Below are 17,419 nucleotides of genomic sequence, written 5' to 3'. Positions count from 1 at the left end.
CCCTGACCCGGCCGCAGGCAGAGCCATGTGAATGACCTGTTTTCGGTTACCCTCACAGCACTCTGTGAGAATTGCCGTCCTGATCTGCGGTCTACAGTGGGTCTTGTCCGGGTGGGGGGGATGAGTCCCGCGCAATCCCTGCGCGCCTGGCATACCCGAAACGGGGCAGCGTTCCATTGTTCGGCTCGAGCCAATTCCTGAGCGCGACCAGTTCTGCAATGAGGGGGAATTGTGGATCGGAAGATCGCGAAGGGCCTCGCCCTCCTCATCGCCGCGGCGGCCGTGGCAGTCGCACCTGCGGCGAACGGCGCCTCAGCGGCGCCCGGAGCGGACACGGCAAAGGCCGGCAAGATCACATGGAAACCCTGCGGGACGCCCGATCCGCAAGGGGTCGGCGCTGAGTGCGGCCTGCTCGACGTGCCGCTGGACTACAGCAGGCCGAACGGCAGGAAGATCCAGATCGCCGTCTCGCGGATCAGGTCGACGGTAGCCGCCAAGGACTACCAGGGCGTCATCCTGTCCCTTCCGGGTGGCCCCGGCAACTCCGGGCTCTGCACGTCGCCGGCAGAATGCGTCCCCACCAGCGTCGGGAATGCATATGACTGGATCGGCTTCGACCCGCGTGGCGTCGGCTCCAGTGTGCCGGCGTTGTCCTGCGACAACGACTACTTCGACGGGCCACGCCCGGAGTACGTCCCGTGGAACCGGAACATCGAGCAGACCTGGCTCAACCGATCAAAGAACTACGCTGACGCCTGCCGGGCGGCCGGCGGCGCGCTGCTGGACCACATGACCACGCTTGACACGGTCAAGGACGTGGAGTCGATCCGCAAGGCGCTCGGCGTCGGCCAGGTCAACCTGTACGGCGTCTCCTACGGCACCTACATCGGTCAGGTGTACGGCACGCTGCACCCGAAGATGGTGCGCCGCATGGTGCTCGACAGCAACATCGATCCCCGCAAGGTCTGGTACCTGACCGGCCTGGATCAGGACGTGAACTTCGAACGCAACCTGCGCATGTGGTTCGAGTGGGTGGCGAAGTTCGACGACGTCTACCACCTCGGCAAGACCACCGGCCAGGTCAGACAGCGGTGGTACGCGGTGCAGAACAACCTGCGCAGGGCGCCGGCCGGCGGCGTCGTCGGCCCGGCCGAGTTCACCGACATCTTCATGTACGCCGGCTACTTCCAGTGGATCTGGCCGACCCTGGCCGAGTTGTTCGCCAACGCCGTCAACGACCCCGACGCCGAGTTGCTGGTCGCGGCGTACGAGAACTCCTTCCGCCCTGCCAACGACAACGGCTACGCGGTCTACAACGCGGTGCAGTGCACCGACGCCCGGTGGCCGCACAGCTGGAACACCTGGCGGCGCGACAACTGGCGCACGTTCCGCAGCGCACCGTTCGCTACCTGGTACAACGCCTGGTACAACGCGCCGTGTCTCTTCTGGCCCGGCAAGGTCTCCAAGCCGGTCGAAGTCGACGGCTCGAAGGTCCAGAGCGTGCTGTTCGTCAGTGGCACGCTGGACGCGGCCACGCCCTTCGAGGGCAGCCTCGAGGCGCGGCGCCGCTTCCCGAACGGCTCGCTGTTGGCGGAGGTCGGCCAGACCACCCACGTCAACTCGCTCAACGGCAACCCGTGCATCATCAGCGCCATCGCCGACTACCTCGCGACGGGCAAGCTGCCGCAGCGCAAGCCCGGCAACCAACCTGACGTGACCTGCAACGCCCCGCCGCAGCCTGTCCCGACCGCAACGTCGCCGCAGGCGATGTCTCTGCGGGTCAACGATGGAGCGGTGCGTGCGCCACTGCATGCGGTGCGCCGCTGAGGTCTGTCCGTCAACGTTCTGTGGCTCCGCGCGGAGGCCCCACCTGGCGACCGCCGGGCGGAGCCCTCCGGTGCCGTTGAGTCCGCTGCGGAAGAAACAAGGTCGCTCCCCGAGCGAAGGCAGTGGAGTTTCATCGGACTCTGACCCAGCCACGTTCGACGAGGCCCGGGGCCGCGCCCAGGACGAGGCCGACCACGGCCCCGCAGACAGCAGCAAGCCGTAGTCGAGGCCCCAGAAGCAGCCCTGATACATCGAGCCAGAACTCTTCTCACTCCACGCTGGAAAAGACCTTTATCGATTGTATTCACGAATACGACCATGGAATCCGGCCTTATATCGGCTGTACGATCCAGCAAAACCGTTCGGACCATTCAATCGGTGCGTCGTAGGCCCGCCGGAATGGCCGGGACAAAGGAGGCTGGGAGATGAGATTCCACCGCCACACGATCTTCGCCCGCGAGCGTCGAGCCGGGACGGCCGCCATGGCCACGCTCGCCACCACGGTCATGTTCCTCACCGTGGCTGCCGGACCGGCCACTGCGACACCCGCCACCGATCCGCGGTCCGGGACGACCGGCGAGATCATCGGCACCGGCAACGCCACCCCCGTACCCGGCAGCTACGTGGTCACCCTCAAGGACAGCGGCGGTACGGTCGGCGATCGGCAGGCTGGCGTGTCCCGCCTCGCCGACCGGTACGGCTTCCGCCCGGACCAGGTCTGGCGCGACGCGCTGAACGGCTTCTCCGTGCGGACCTCAGAGCTGGTGGCCCGCCGGCTGGCCGCCGACCCGGCGGTAGCGGTGGTGGAGCAGGACCGTTTGATCAGCCTGGCCACCACCCAGACGAACGCGCCGTGGAACCTCGACCGGATCGACGCGTCGCTGGGACTCAGTGGTACCTACAACTTCACCAGTGTCGGGACCGGCGTCCGCGCGTACATCGTGGACAGCGGGATCCAGATCAGCCATGTCGACTTCGGCGGCCAGGCGGTGTACGGCTACGACGCCGTCGACGGCGCGCTCCCGGCCAACGACTGCAGCGGGCACGGCACCCACGTCGCCGGCACCGTCGGCGGGACGACCTACGGGGCGGCCAAGAACGTTGTGCTGGTCGCGGTCAAGGTGTTCGACTGCGCCCTGCCGAGCACGCTGTCGATGTTGATCAACGGGATCAACTGGATGATCGCCAACCACTCCGCCGGGCAGCCGGCCGTGGCGAACATCGGCGTGCTGACCAGCCCCACCGTCGCGCTCAACACCGCAGTGACGAACGCGGTCGCCGACGGCATCACGGTAACGGTTCCGGCCGGCAACTCGAACGTGAGCGCCTGCACCGTCTCACCCGCGTCGGTGCCAGCCGCGCTGACCGTAGGCGCGACGTTGACGAACGACAACCGGGCAAGCTGGTCGAACTTCGGCCCCTGCCTGGACATCTTCGCTCCCGGCGACCGCATCACGTCGGCCTGGTGGAACTCGATCACCGCGACCCAGACGATCAGCGGCACCTCACACGCCGCGCCGCTCGTCGCCGGCGTCGCCGCTCGGGTGCTCAGCAACAACCCGTCCTGGACACCGGCCCAGGTGGCCAGCTACCTGTTCAGCGTCGCCAGCCCGGTCGTGATCAACCCGGGGGCCGGCTCGCCCAACCGTCTCCTGTACCTGTCCCCGGCGCTCTGACCTGGCCCTGTCACCGGCCGGCCCACGCGGTCAGCCGCTCGCATCGGAAACGGAGCGAGCAGGCCGCGTAGGGCCGGTCCGAGTCGCCCCGACCGACTGCTCACTCCACGAACCAAGATCGATGCTTGGGACGCTCTGCCCCGACCTGCAGAAGCAATCAAGGCCGTGACCCGCGTTCCGCTGGTCACGGCCTTGTTCGTGAAGTGCGCCCGAAGGGACTCGAACCTCTGACCTGCTGATCCGCAGTTGGAACCGGGCAAGACATCTCCGAAACCACCGGAGAATCCCATAACGTACTGATCCAGCTGTCCTCCGCCTAAACGGAGGTTGTTTCGTTTCTGCTGGTCCAGGCGTTGCGCTCAACGGGCCGAGACGGTCGGCGGGCGGTGAAACTGCTGCGATGCTGGAACGGTCGTGCCCATGCCGATCGGGTGCCGAACGTCCGAGCACATCGGAGCGCCGCCCGATCCACGTCCTCGAACTCTCTTGCGGGTCCCCGTAGTTGTCCCGACGAACCTCTCCAGGGGCCGGTTTCGGCAGCGGTGACGTCGTCCAGCTTGCGGTCACGAGGCCCACGCACCGCCTCCATCACGTCGCCCACGGCGAAAACGTAGCCGCTCTGCACGCTGATCCCGCGTACGCCGCTATACGGGTTGCCACCGGAGAGGCTCCGCTCTGCCTTCGTGGGCGGCCGATGTCGCAGACACCGTCATGGACGGCTTTCACACCGGGTTGCCGATTGATTACGCTGCACCAGCGCGGTGTGGTACGGCCCGCCGAGGGCCGCTCTGACGAGAACGGCTGGTGTGTTGGTCATCCAGTATCTGACGATCTCTACGGTGGCTGCGGCGCTGGTGATGGTGCTGCTCGGCGCGGCCGAACTGGCACGGTGGCTTGCCCGACTGCCCGTGCTGTGGCGTCTGGAGCGTCGGTGGCACGGGATTCCTCAGGATCGTTGGGTGTCGGCGGCGGCGATTCCCCTGGCCACCGTCGTGGCTCAGATTCCCGTCTCGTACGGGATCAACCTGACCAGCGACGCCGGCGGCGAACGTGGCGCACAGGGTCTTTTCTGGGTGCTGGTCGGAGTGGGGCTGGCCGGCTGGTACCTCTCGCGATACGCCGCTGGCAGCTATAACCGTCTGACACCGAAGGTCCGCTATCGAACAGTGGTGGCTGGGGCCAAGGCCATGCTGACCGAATCCATCCAACCCGACCTGCGTTCCCGCGAGGCGATGCGTATCAAACTGTTGCGGGTAAACCGCATTGGTTGTCGGCTCGCCACCTTCAACGACGGCGGCTGGCGCGCCGCACTCGGCCGGGAACGCCGGTGGCTGGTCGTAGTCACCTCTTTGGCCCTCTTGCCGCCGGTGTCGCTGGTGGTGTTCTGCATCCGCCAGATGGCGACGGGCGTTCCGGCCGGACGGCTGGCTCCGAGCCTCTTGATCGGGGTCGGCACTGCCGCGTGCCTGCTGCTCGCGACGGTAAGCCGCCGCTACCGGATCCGCACCGAGCGTAACGAGCTTGGTCGGGAGCTCCAGCAGAGCACAAGGGAGCTTCTCGGCAGTCTCGTTGACCCGACAACGAGGACGCCGGTACCGACAGAGGTGCTTGACGAGATCGGTGCCGCATTGCGCCGTACCCCCGGCTGGCACTTTCGTCCGGTCGCCCGCAGGCCGCGAGTGGACGGAACGGCCGCCGCCGGTCGGTCCGAGCTACCGGGGCAGCGCTGCGGCGAACCCTGGTACCAGACGTAGGACGGCACCGGATCAATACCGACCAGCGCCAACATCTCATGGCAAGATCCACAGCCGTAACCGCAGTGGACGACGGTTGCGCCCTGACGCACCGGCGCCTCGACCATGATCCAGACCAGCCGACATGCAAACGACTGGGACAGCTCAGACCGACACGGACCCCTGCCGAAACAGCACAGCGACAACGGAGCATCACAGGAGCACCAGCAAATACTGGGAAGACTCGTCCCAGCACGCAGAAGCAATCAAGGCCGTGACCAGCGTTTCCGCTGGTCACGGCCTTGGTCGTGAAGTGCGCCCGAAGGGACTCGAACCCCTAACCTTCTGATCCGTAGTCGGAACCGGGCAAAATATCTCTATCGTGAGCTTAGACTCCTATAACGTACTGGTTCAGCGGCTCTCCGTCCACACGGAGGGCTTTTCGTTTCCGCTGGTCCAGGCGTTGCATTCAACAGGCCGCCGCCGACGACGGCTGGCAGGGCCGCTGCGATGCTGGAACAGTCGCGCCCGTGCTGATTGGGTGCCGAACGTCCGAGCACCACCGGAGCACCAAACGACAGCGTCAGGCCCGCGAGATCTGCGTTCGGCGGCAGCAGGATGTGCGCGGCGGTCAGGGAGCGGTAGCCTCCGCTGGGTGCCGTTAACCTTCCCCTCGCATCTGGCTGTAGTGCTACCGCTGAAACTCTGGCGGCCCAGGTGGTTCGACGGCGTTGCCCTGTGCACCGGGGCGATGTCGCCCGACATGGCGTACCTACTGATGGGGACTCGGTGGGAGGTCGCGGGCACCCACACGGTGACTGGCCTGCTCTGGTGGTGCCTCCCGGTGGCACTCGTATACGCCTGGCTGGTCCGCCAGTGCGCCGCCGTGGTCGCCCCGCACCTGCCGGCCAGTACCACCTTCCACTGGCCCGAATATGCCATGCTCAGTTCGGTCCGGCACCGCTGGTGGGTCACCATCGCCTCCGCACTACTGGGCTCCGCCAGTCACCTCGGCTGGGATTTCCTCACCCACACTGACGGCTGGCTACGCGCACTCGGCGTCGACTGGTACGCCGCCACCGGCGTGCATTGGTGGACCGTATCGGATTTGACCAGCACGGCGATTGGGGGAGCAGTCGTCGTCGGACTGGCGCGCCATGTCCCGCGTCTACATACGCCCGTAGACCAGAGGCGGCCGGCGTGGCCAGCAGTGTTCTATTCGGTCGGAGCGACCACACTCGCACTCGGTGTAATGGTGCTACCGCAACTACCGGCCTCCCGCCATGTCGCCGCGTCGGGCGTACGACTGTTGCATGTACTGGCGTTCTCCTTGCTAGCCGGCGGCGTCTGCGTAACCGCTTCGACCCGTAGGCGCAGCGATCGACTCAATGGAAAACGGCCCTGATCGCCGGCGCTCCCAGGCCACTCCCGGTGCCGAACACAAGATGCCGACCACGGCGGTGGGGTGCGTACCTCGATGTACGCACCCCACCATTCCGAACCGCATGCCAGGAACCAGTGCCCGTCAGATCGTCTCCGGGCCGATCATCAAGATGATCAACTCGCTCTCCCCGCCAGCCACGGCAGCCGACTGCTCTGGTGAGATGCCCAGGTGCCCTGGCGGTTCTAAACCCTGTTTCAACTTCTCTACCGAGATAGAGCAGGTGTCGGCCGCCAACCGCACCTCACCTTCGGCGATCACCACATACGGCCCACTCGGCCGCTGCGGAACCAGTGCCAGTGATAGTTTCCCGGCCGGATCGAGCTTCACCTTCTCTGCTCCGCTTGTTGATGCCGGGCCAATGAATCCGACTTCCAACCAGGTCCGGTCCTCGTACGGCTGCGTCTGGGCATACCCGTCGACGGTGAGCCCTCGGGCGCATCGCTGCACACTCTCGCTGGGGCGTCTGGCGGTCTGACATGCTGTTAACCACAGCAACGTCACCAGCAACAATGCCGACATGATCCGCCGCCCCGACAGCGCCCTCACATGATCAGGCATTGGGCGCATGCCTCCGCCGGACCAAGGGACATCCCGTAGGCCGCCACCTGACGGAAGAAGTTATAGCCCGGGCGGACGTCTTGGCCATTTAGATATTTCTCCGCATCACTTGCCGATTCAGGGTTCGGCGCTCGGCCACTGGTCGCGAACTCCAGCATGTTTTTCGCACCCTGATTGTAACCGACTGCTATAAGCTCATCAGTCCGCAGGCTCGACCTGTTCCCTACCGCCGCGAGTTCGGCTTGCAGATCCTTTACATGGTACGCCATTGCCGTGATGGCCAGTTCGTTATCATCGACCATTTCACTCCACTCCCGGCCGGCAAATATCTCAGGATGGTTCGCCTTGGTCTTGTCGAACGTCCCCTCCTGCATCTGGGCCATACCGATCGAAGGCTTTCCGCCCGCCGGATACAGACCCCGCTGATGAAGTCCGATCTGCAGCCGCTCCGCGTCCTTCGCTGCATCCCCACCCAGGGCACGGATGTTGCCCTCCTTGAGCAGCAGTGCCATGACGGTCTGAGGGTCCACCCCTGCCTCGTTGGACGCCTGGATGACCGTGTCGGTGTACGCGAGTTGCTCAGCGATCGGGTCACCTGGCACGTTGACGTCGTCGCCCAGCAAAGTCTTTCCCACGGACTCAGCGGCGTTGGCAAGCATCGCCACTCCCGCAGCAACGAAGTCAGTGAACCCGTGCCCATCGATCTCGACGTTTGAGATGGGATTACCTCCCCCGAACGCGTAGCGGTTGTTGTTCCAGGGGTCGAGGCCGAGGTTCATGTCGGAGAGGGCACCGTTGTAGTTGTCTCGGGTGAGGAATCGGTTGAGGCCGGGGTTGTAGTTTCGGAATCCCATGTCGTAGGTACCGGAGCCTTGGTCCCAACGTTTGGCGTTGTACCGGTAGGCGTTGTATGCCTCCTTCGTCGGGTCTGCGGCGTCGGGTTTGTCGATGCCGGTGAAGTGGGTGTCGTCGTTGTTGCCGTAGGCGGTGTATCCGTAGGTGGCCTTGGTGTTGCCGGTGTCGTCGGTGAGGGTCTCGACGTCGGTGTGTGGGTTGTAGCCGTAGTAGGCGTCTTCCTCGGTGCCGTCGTCGTTGTGGGTGACCTGTGAGAGTCGCTGACCCCACGGCGAGTACTGGTACGACTTGGTGAGTTCGCCAGCGACTTCTTCGTCCAGGATCTCGCTGGATAGGCCGAGGTAGTTGAAGGTGGTGGTCTTCTCGTCCGCCGCACCGGCGTTGGTGGTCTTGGTGGTGGTGCGGTCGAGCGGGTCGTAGGCGAACCGGGTGGTGGTGGCGTTCGCCCCGGTGCCCTTGCGGTTCTCCACGATGTGGTCGAAGCCGTCGTAGATGTTCCGTTCGATGACCGTGCCCGCGGAGGTGACGGTGTCGAGGCGGCCGAAGGGGTCGTAGTTGTACGAGGCGGTCCCGCCGCTGGTGGTGGCGGTGAGCAGTCGATTGCGGTCGTAGTTGAAGGTGGTTGTGGTGTTTTTGATGGTTTGGTTGATGACGTTGTTGTTGGCGTCGTGGATGTAGGTTTCGGTGTCGGCGCCGTGACCGGTCTTGACGAGCGTGGACAGGCGGTCCCGGGGGTCATAGGTGTAGTCGCTGGTGGTGTTCAGGTACGCCGCGTGGTTGTCGGCGTTCATCTTCTTGGCGACGTCGCGGGCGCGGTTGCCGTTGAGGTCGTAGGTGTAGGTGTGCTGGGAGACGATTGTCGCGTTCGGCTTCTTCTCGACCTGAGTCTTGAGCAGCCCGTCGAGGTAGTACGTGTAGTCGACGGTGTTGCCGTTACCCTTGACCTCGGTCGCCTTTTCACCCCGGTCGGTGTAGGTGAAGGTGGTGGTCTTCTTGTCCGGATCGGTCTCGGACTTGCCGTTAATTACCGTTGAGACCAGGTCGCGGGGGTCGTAGGCGTAGCTGGCCCATTGCCGGTCGTGCGTGGTGGTCAGCGGGGCGCTGTTCTCGTTGTAGGCGAACTCGGTGGTGTTCTTGATGGTTCCGCCGTCGCGTTCGATGACCTTTTGGACCTGGTTCAGTCCGGTGTACTCGACGGTGTAGGCGTCGACGCGGGCGTTCGGTGACGAGTCGGTGATTGTGGTTAGGTTGCCGTTCGGGTCGTACTGGTAGGCGTAGTCGTGCTTCTCGCTGTCGGTGTCCCCGGAGTTGTCGCGAACCAGTTTCACCGCGTCCGCAACAACCGTGCCGCTGGCCTGATCCGACAATGACACCGTGTGGGTGTTGCCATCGGTAAAGCTGTACGAGCCGAGGCTGACCCAGGTGCCGGTGTTGGTGCTCTGGTTGACGCTCTTCGCCGTGTTGCCGCCGTTGTGCGCGACCGCGTATTTCGCGTCGGTCGCCGCGTCGCTGACCTGCGGGTAACGTGCCAACACCTCGTACGTGCCGGCCTGTGGCACGTTCAACTGCCAGGTGAAGACGTTCGTACCGGTGCCTGCGGGGCGAGTGGCGTAGTTGTGGCCGTACTTTCCGGTATCCGGTGTCGTCGCCGCCGTCCACTGCCCGGTAGCGGTGGTGTTGTTGAAGTCGGAGTTGTCGACCAGGACGACCTGCTTGCCGACCGGCACGCCGTCGTCAGCGCGGGTCTTCAGCTTGCCGTCGGGGAAGTATGTCCAGGTCATCGTCCGGTTCGATGAACCACCCGCCGACGTGACCATCCGACGGGTCTGCCCACCCAGTTCGTTGTAGTCGTAGGTGGTTCGGATGTCCCACGGGTCGGTGCTGCTCTGCGCCCAACCGTTGTCGAAGTAGGTGTAGGTGGTGTCGTTGCGCACCGTCTCCCCCGTCGACGGGGGCATGCTCGTCTTCGCCAGCCGGCCCACGTTGTCGTAGTCGTAGGTGGTGACGTCCGCCGTGGTGTAGCGGGGATCGTCCTCGTCGTACGCGGTGCGGGTCTCCTTCACCCGGTTCAGCTCGTCGTAGACGGTAACCGTGGCGAAGTCGTCCGGGTCGTTGGTGGTCGCCACCCCGCGCGGGCTGATCACCTTCGTCTGGTTGCCGACCTGGTCGTACTCGTACTTGGTGGTGCGGTGGGTGATCGTGCCGGCGTTGTCGACGTGCGGCACCCTTACCTGCGACGGCTTGCCCCGTGGGTCGAGGGTGACCTCGGTGATGTTGCCGAGCTGGTCGGCGGTGGACGTGACCAGACCGTCAAGGTCGTAGGTGGCGGTGGTGAACTTGCCCAGCGCGTCAATGCTCTTGACAAGCCGGTGCGCCCAGTCGTACTCCATTTTCGTGGTGTAGTCGGTGGTGTCGGCGGTCGCGTTCTTACGCGGATCGACCACCGTCACGACGTTGCCGACGTTGTCGTACTCGTAGCTGATCGTGTCGCCTTCGGCGTTGACGACGCTGGTCAACTGGTAGATCGCGTCATAGGTGGTGGTGGTGACGTAGTCGTCGGGCACGTCAGGAGTGAGGTTGCCCTTCGGTTCGATCGTGGTGAGCAGGTTGCCGACCTTGTCGTAGGTGAACGACGTCTTTCGCTGCGGGTCTCCGGCGACGTCCACCGGGGCCAAGGTGTGGATGATCTGGTCGGCCTCGTCGTAGAGCGCTGTGCTCACCGCGCCGTTCGGGGCGTACGACTGCAGGACGTTGTCGTTCTGGTCATACGTCGGCGCGGGAGTGGTAATGAACCGCCCCTCGGACTGCTTTACTGGGACTATGGTGTCCAGCGGGCGGCCGAAGGTGTCGTAGTTTTGCTGGGTGACCTTCTGGTCTGCGTCGGTGACCGTCGTGACCTGCCCGCGTACGTCGTAGACGAAGGTCGTCGACTTGCTCTTCGCGTCGGTGATGGTCTGTGGATAGCCGTTGGCATCGAAGTTGTTGTTGACGGTGGTGTTGCCGTTGGCGTCGGTGGCCGTCAGCATCTGGCCCCACGCGTCGTAGGTGTAGGTGGTCTTGTAGTCGTCCGGGTCGGTGGTGGTGTTGCCCATCGGGTCGACCAGCCAGGCGAGGTCACCGTCGGCCTCGTAGCCGAAGGTGTGCTTACGCCCCTGAGGGCTGGTCTTCTCGGTAAGGTCAGCGACGTAGCCGTTGAGCTGCCGCTGGTAGGTCAACACCGTGCCCGACGTGCCGTTCCTGACCGCCTCGGCGTCCTTGATCTCGGTCGGGTAGCCGGTCTTGGCGTCGTACGCCCAGGTGGAGACGGCGCCGTTGGCCTCGGTGAGTTTGGTGACGTTGTGGTCGCCGTCCCATTCGAGGTTCGTGACCTGGTTCTTGGCGTTGGTTGTCTGCGCGGGCCGGCCGTAGCCGTCCATCTGATACTGGGTGGCATGGTTTTCCGCGTCCGTCACCGTCGTGTGGACGGCGTTTTCCTGCGGGCCGTCCGGGTCGACGTAGGCGAACTGGGTGAGGTTGTCGAGCCGGTCGGTGTACGACTTGGTGGTCCAGTGCCACTTCGGGTCGTCACCGGTCTGCGGGTAGTTGTAGGTCACGTCGGTGGCATTGCCGCGCGGGTCGGTAGCCTTGACCAGCTTGACGTTCTTGTTGCCCTGGGTCATGTCGTAGGCGAACTTGAACGTCTTCGGCTGGCTGGAGCCGGCGCCGTCGATCAGCTCACCGAGCAGGCCCTTGTCCGTGTAGGTGAAGGTGAGCTTGCGTCCGGAGATGTCGGTGATCTGCGAGACGTGGTCGATGATCTTCGGGTTGGTCAGGTTGGTGCCCGACTGTCGGGTCCAGGTGGTGTCGTCGATGTAGTCGAACGCCTGGCCCTTGGCGAAGTAGTCGATCGTCAAGGTCTGCCGGCCGGTCGCGTCAAGCAGGTACTTGAGGAACTTCGTCGGCTTGTTGTTGGATTTGCGCTCCTCGTAGACGAAGCGCATCTCATTGCCGTTGTTGTCGACCGTGCTGGACAGGAAGCCCTCGCAGTCGTAGAAGAACTGCGTGCGGTCGGGCCTGGTGAGCACCCACGCCCTCGGCTCCTGCGTGTTCGGCTTACAGTCCACGCTGCTGTGCTTCTGCAGGTGCAGGTGCACACCCTTGGGCGCCTTCCACTCGTTCGCGGTGACGTCCCAGGTGAACCAGTGGCTGGTGCCGTCACCGTCGGTGAGGGTGACCTTCGTCGGATTCGGGTTGGGGTGGAAATCGAGGGGGGTGCCCAGGCGCATCATCGACGACGCCTGCAACGACCAGCCGTACCCTGCGACGGTGTCACTGGTGTCGAGGGAGTTGTAGGCGAGGCGGACGAACGTCGACAGGCCTCGTGACGGGTTGCTGAACGCGTTGTACGACCAGACGGTGTTGCCGGCGTACAGGTTGTTCATCAGGGTGCCGCCGGCGCCGGTGTTCTTGCCCGCGTACGAGTAGAACTTCTCCAGACCGAGCTGGTCGGAGGTCGGCTCCTCCACCGCCACGTTCTGCGGCAGCGCCTGGATCGGCGTGGTTTCGGAGAGCCACTTACCGGTGATCTTGTTGCGTAGCTGCCACCGCAGGATGTATTCGGTGCGTTTACTGCCCTCCGTCGACGACGGCGGCGTCTTCACTTGAGCGGTGACGTCGACGGTGCCGCCCGCCGCGATGCTCGCGGGCAGCGGGGTGCGCAGCTCGTAGCTGGCGTCCGTGCCGTCGGTGACGCCGTCGGCCCGCTTCCAGTCGTACGACAACTCCCAGTCCGTCGGGTTCCACGCCGCCAGCGTCGGGTTCGACACAGTCACCGGAACGGTGTAGGTGGCGTTTGGGGTGAGCGTCTGCGGCGTGGAGGCCGCGTAGTAGGTCGACTCGGCGCTCTGCTCGAGGTAGGTCACCTCCAGCGTCGGGCGCAGCAGCGGCTCCTCACCTTCGGAGGAGAGCAGCATCGCCCGGGCGGTCGCGGTGGCCTCGTCGCGCATGCGCAGCAGGAAGCCGGTGTTGCTCGTCGGCGTGGCGACCCAGCCCTTCACGGGGTTGGTGACGTCCCACGTCGCCCACTCCGGGTCGTTGGTGAACCCGTTGAAGCCGGCTTTCCAGGTGGTGTCGTAGTCACCGCCGGGCGTGGTCCACGCGGTGGTGGCATTGGCCTTCGTCCACGTAGCGGTGGCCTCGTCGAACGTGCGGGTGAGGCGGTGGACGTCGACGTACTCGTCGGTGTCGCTGCCGGGGTAGAGGTACGTGTTGTACATCCGCAGTTCGGCACCAACGACCTGCGCGTCGGCCGGGACGCCGGTCAGCGTCGGGAACTTCACCACACCACGACTGTCACCGTAGACGGTCGAGTTGTTACCCGGTCCGACGTACGGGTCGCCGTCGTAGACGTCCACGTTCTGAGTGGGCCGGGCGGCCGACAGGGTGGTGTCGGTGACCCCGGTGCGGTAGATCCGGGTGATCTGACCGGCCTTCGGCAGCATCGCCGGCTGCGTCGGCCCGGCGGTCAGCTGCCCGTCCTGGGTCTTGACCGCGACCATGTAGTAGTAGAACTTCCGGGCCATCGGGTTGGTGTTGTCCGCCGCCGTCGGCACCGCCGTCGTGTCCTGATAGGTCAGTGTGCCTGCCGAGACCGGCGCGACCAGCGTCGCCGCCGACGGCGTGAACGTCTGGTGCACACTGCGGTGCACCTGGTACTCCACGATGTCGTCGCCGGTGCCTGACGACGGATCGACATACGCCGGCCAGCCCAGCACCGCACCGGTCGAGGTGATCGTGGTCGGCGGGGCGACCGTCACCCCCGGCCGGCCGTACGTCACGACGAGCTTCGGCAGGTTGAAGTCCCGCCGGTCGTTGGCGTACGCGTACTCCGACGCCTCGTAGACCGGCCCACCACGGTCCTTGGTCGACTCGTCCAGCGCCTTGATCATGAAGCCGTGGTTGGGGTGAGTGCCGTTGACCCAGTCCTGCACGAGATTGCGGACCGGGAACGAGTTCCACACGCTCGACTTCGCGTACTTCTTCACCGCGCCGGCCTTGGTGAACCGCACCGCGTCGGCGATCGCGGACGTTCCCGGCACACCGTTGAGAACGACCTTCCCGGTCGTGCCCGCCACGAACGGGTGGGTGCCGAGGGTGACCCACTTCCCGGCGCTCGCCGGAGTGGTCTGGTCCACGGGATAGGTCTTCGATCCGCCGCTATAATGGACGGTGTAGGGCGCATTCGTGGGGCGGTCGGAATAGCCGACGTAGTGCACCTCCACCTGGTAGTCACCCGACTCGGTGATCGTCGGCACCCACGTGTGGGTGTCTGTCGAGGCGGAACTGCCGTGGTATCGGTAGTCGGTACCGACCGCCTTCGAGGTCAGCGTGCTGCCCGAGGACGGCCAACTACCGACCACGGACGTGCCGGCGTCACCGTCGTCCTTGACCACCACATTGCCCGCCGGGGCGCCGGCGATGTTGGCGTTCATGTTCGCCCACGTCGCACCATCCTCGGTCCATGCCGTGGTGACCCGCCGCGCCTCCATCGGCACGTCGTAGGCCCACTGCGGGAGGGTTTGCGAGTAGTACAACTGCAACTGCGCGTCGTCGATCGGCGTGTTCGCCGGTACCGCGCCCGCCACATCGAACTTGAGCAGCGACCGCCACGCTTGGGTCTCGTCGGTACCAACCGGCAACTGGTACGTGTCGTTGTAGTTCTTGGCGGTGTTGCCCGAGTAGATGGCCACGTCCTGCGCGTCGTCCGGAACAGGCTGGATCTTGATGGTCGGGTCGATGACCACCGGATAGACCCGCGCCGGGTCGGCGAGCCAGCCAGCGTCCGCCGACACCGTCACCGTCGTCTGGCCATACACCCGCGTCACCTTTTGGGTGACCTTGTCGCTCCACACCTTCCCGTGCGGCGAGGACACGTCGTCCTTGTCGTCGTACATGAACGGCGCTGGCATCACGAAGACCGGCTCGCCACCGGACGGAGGTACGAACGCGATCGACCCGTCCTTACGCTGCTGCACGGTCAAGCCGGCTGTTTCCAGCGTGAACGTCCACGACACCGGCCCAGCTGGCGCCCGACGCAGAACGATTTTCTCCTTGAGGGCGGTGGACGTCACGTCGTAGACGATGTCCGCCCCGCCGGCCAAGCCCGGATAGGTGACCGTCGAACCTGAGACCTTCGGCGTAACGCCTCTGGCTGCGCCAGCCAGACCCAACTCGATGCTGCGGCCGTCGCGCTCGAAACGCACAAGATCATCGGAACTGTCGCCGAAAAGGCTGGCGAAGCTGTTGGTCCGGTTGCCCTGGACATAGCCCTTGTCCTTCGTCGGGCGCACCGTCGTATCGATCTGCTGGAATCGCCCCTTGCCGTCCTTGTAGTGCAGCGGCACCGCCGAAATCTCCGCCTGCATCCGCCCATCGGACAGCTGATACACACGACCGCGCTCAGTACGCTTACCGACGAGCTCCCTGACGCGCTTCTGCGCCGGCCACACCTTCGCCGGCGCCGCCTTCTCCTGCACCGCCAGCCCGGCAGCGACGACCTCCGGCTTCGCCGGACGCGACCCGCCGTCGACCAAGCCCTTCGCGGCATCGCCCAGCCGGGAGAGAAGACCCTCCCCGCCCCGACCGTCGGCGGCCGCTGTCGTTTCACCCCCGGGATCTCGCCGTGACGACAGCGTCTCCATCCCGCCGAGCGTGACCACCAGGGCCAACACCAGGACCACGATCAATGGCCAACGTAACCTACCCACAATCCAACACCCTCCGTTACGGGATGATCACAGTCCGCGAAGGATATCAGGAATGTCAATGTGTCGATGCTCTAGTTTCGTGATGCAAGGCGAACACCATGCATCGACAACCTGCACTCAAGGTTGTGCCCCACTACCCTGACCAGCCCCAACAAGCCGGTCGAGCGACACCACGGTCAGCACGTCGCCAGGCCGCATATAGCCGAACGCGTCGGCGATGCCCTGCCGGCCGGCGTTTCTTCCGCTGGCCTTACCGAAGAAGCACCGCGTGCAGCCGGCCGCCGTCAGCGCGGCCTCCTGCCGATCGAGGTACTGCTCGCGGGTAGAGACCCGGCCGTACCCGACGAGGGCGACACGATCCCCCGCTCTGACAGCACAGTGACAACCGAGCACCAAACTCCCACATCGTGGGAGATCACGGCACATCCGGGCAAAGGATCAAGGCCGTGACCGGCGTTTCGCTGGTCACGGCCTTGATCCTGTAGTGCGCCCGAAGGGACTCGAATCTGATCCGTAGGGTGAAACTGCTGCGATGCTGGAACAGTCGCGTCCGTGCTGATGGAGTGCCGACATCCGAGCACCCATGGAGCACCACACCCATCACCATCGCCGCAGCGGGAGCCCCACCGGCACCGACCGGGGCCCGAACTGGATGCTTTGATCAACTACTCGATACCTGGGAGCAAGATCCTTAAGAGCGCCCCCGATAGGCGCGGAGCATCGTCTCAACGTAGATGGGGGCTAGCCCACGCAGCAGTTCCTCGGGAAGCGCTCCGGCCAGCGCCGTGACTGCGAGATCGACGCCAGGGCTGCTTGGCCCGCCGAACTGCGCGACTAGGCGGTCGACGCCGGCGGCGACGCTGGCGCCACATATGGGGTTCATGGCGAGTTCGGCCAGACGGGTGCCGACGGCGTCCGGCGGTGTGGGAGCCCGCATTAGCCGGATGACATCGGCGCAGTCCTTGGGCTTGACGCGATGCGCGCGACCGCGGTCGCTGTCAGTCAGCCGGTCTGCGATCTTGTGGCTCTTGGCGACCAGGAGGGCTGCGGGGCCCGCCACTCTGATCGTGGCTTGCCGGATGTCGAGGTCTGGTTCGAGGCTGCCGACCGTCATCTCGGTGTTGTCGACGATGGTCGCTTCGAGTCCTGGCGTCCAGCGGGTGGCGTTCTTTCCGTGGTCGGGCAGCCGGGCGTCGCGTTTGCCTCGTCCGGGTGCGAGCGCTTCGGGAACGAGGAGGTCGACGGGGACGAACACGGTCTCTTTTTCGATCTTTGCGGGTGCCAGCCACGTGCCCGGTTCGATGCCGCCGTTGTCGGTCTTCACCTTGAGGGTGAAGCCTGCTTCGGTCATCGCTTCGGCGATGCGCGGGTCGGGGCCGAGCCTGGCCGGGTCGATGCTCAGGTCAGCGTCGGCGGTGAACGGGGCGACGCTGACCTCTAGGTCCGCCTCGCCCGCCTGCAGGTAGATCGCCTGCGCGCCCACCAGTACAACGGCGGCGCGGTGCTCGCCAAGAGCGTCCAGTGCGTTGAGGAGGACGCGGCGGGCAGCCACGTACACGAGGGGATCGGGCGCGGTCACCC

General features: G+C 65.2%; 8 protein-coding genes. 4 read left to right on the top strand and 4 right to left on the bottom strand.

Features of this window, described 5'->3' with window-relative positions; genetic code table 11:
- Nucleotides 1–417 precede the first annotated feature (417 nt).
- The 4 genes from DER29_RS13290 (at nt 418) to DER29_RS36245 (ending at nt 6,641) form a co-directional block, all read left to right on the top strand.
- Nucleotides 418–1,827, top strand: coding sequence for an alpha/beta hydrolase (locus tag DER29_RS13290; protein ID WP_199729253.1), 1,410 nt, complete (start codon nt 418–420; stop codon nt 1,825–1,827).
- A gap of 425 nt (nt 1,828–2,252) precedes the next feature.
- Entirely contained in the window at nt 2,253–3,503 is a 1,251-nt protein-coding gene (locus tag DER29_RS13285) for a S8 family peptidase (RefSeq protein WP_121397630.1), read from the top strand.
- An 806-nt stretch (nt 3,504–4,309) separates the two neighbouring features.
- On the top strand, nt 4,310–5,257 hold the full coding sequence (locus DER29_RS13280) for a hypothetical protein (protein ID WP_121397629.1): 948 nt from the start codon (nt 4,310–4,312) through the stop codon (nt 5,255–5,257).
- 361 nt (nt 5,258–5,618) lie between these two features.
- A complete protein-coding gene (locus DER29_RS36245) occupies nt 5,619–6,641 on the top strand; it encodes a DUF4184 family protein (RefSeq protein ID WP_370040069.1) in 1,023 nt (340 codons plus the stop codon).
- Between the two features lie 120 nt (nt 6,642–6,761).
- On the opposite strand, the gene DER29_RS33890 is transcribed toward DER29_RS36245, so the two are convergent.
- The 4 genes from DER29_RS33890 to DER29_RS13260 all read right to left on the bottom strand — a co-directional run bounded on the left by DER29_RS33890 (nt 6,762) and on the right by DER29_RS13260 (nt 17,417).
- The gene (locus DER29_RS33890; protein ID WP_148710037.1) at nt 6,762–7,007 is read right to left on the bottom strand and encodes a hypothetical protein; all 246 of its coding nucleotides are present in this window, start codon (nt 7,005–7,007) and stop codon (nt 6,762–6,764) included.
- 215 nt (nt 7,008–7,222) lie between these two features.
- Nucleotides 7,223–15,496 carry a DNRLRE domain-containing protein gene (locus tag DER29_RS13270; protein ID WP_158619010.1) on the bottom strand — a complete coding sequence of 2,758 codons (8,274 nt, stop codon included), beginning with the start codon at nt 15,494–15,496 and terminating at the stop codon, nt 7,223–7,225.
- Between the two features lie 459 nt (nt 15,497–15,955).
- Nucleotides 15,956–16,264, bottom strand: coding sequence for a recombinase family protein (locus tag DER29_RS13265; protein WP_121397626.1), 309 nt, complete (start codon nt 16,262–16,264; stop codon nt 15,956–15,958).
- Nucleotides 16,265–16,529: 265 nt separating this feature from the next.
- Entirely contained in the window at nt 16,530–17,417 is an 888-nt protein-coding gene (locus DER29_RS13260; RefSeq protein WP_121397625.1) for a hypothetical protein, read from the bottom strand.
- Nucleotides 17,418–17,419 lie beyond the last annotated feature (2 nt).

Origin of the sequence: Micromonospora sp. M71_S20, from assembly GCF_003664255.1 — a bacterium.
Taxonomy (GTDB): Bacteria; Actinomycetota; Actinomycetes; order Mycobacteriales; family Micromonosporaceae; genus Micromonospora.
This window is presented reverse-complemented; position numbering and strand designations above follow the sequence as displayed.

Excerpts from the sequence above, each read along its gene's own strand:
- DER29_RS13270 (WP_158619010.1), bottom strand. The coding sequence starts at position 15,496 with ATGCAGGCGGAGATTTCGGCGGTGCCGCTGCACTACAAGGACGGCAAG.
- DER29_RS13265 (WP_121397626.1), bottom strand. The coding sequence starts at position 16,264 with ATGTGCCGTGATCTCCCACGATGTGGGAGTTTGGTGCTCGGTTGTCAC.
- DER29_RS13285 (WP_121397630.1), top strand. The coding sequence starts at position 2,253 with ATGAGATTCCACCGCCACACGATCTTCGCCCGCGAGCGTCGAGCCGGG.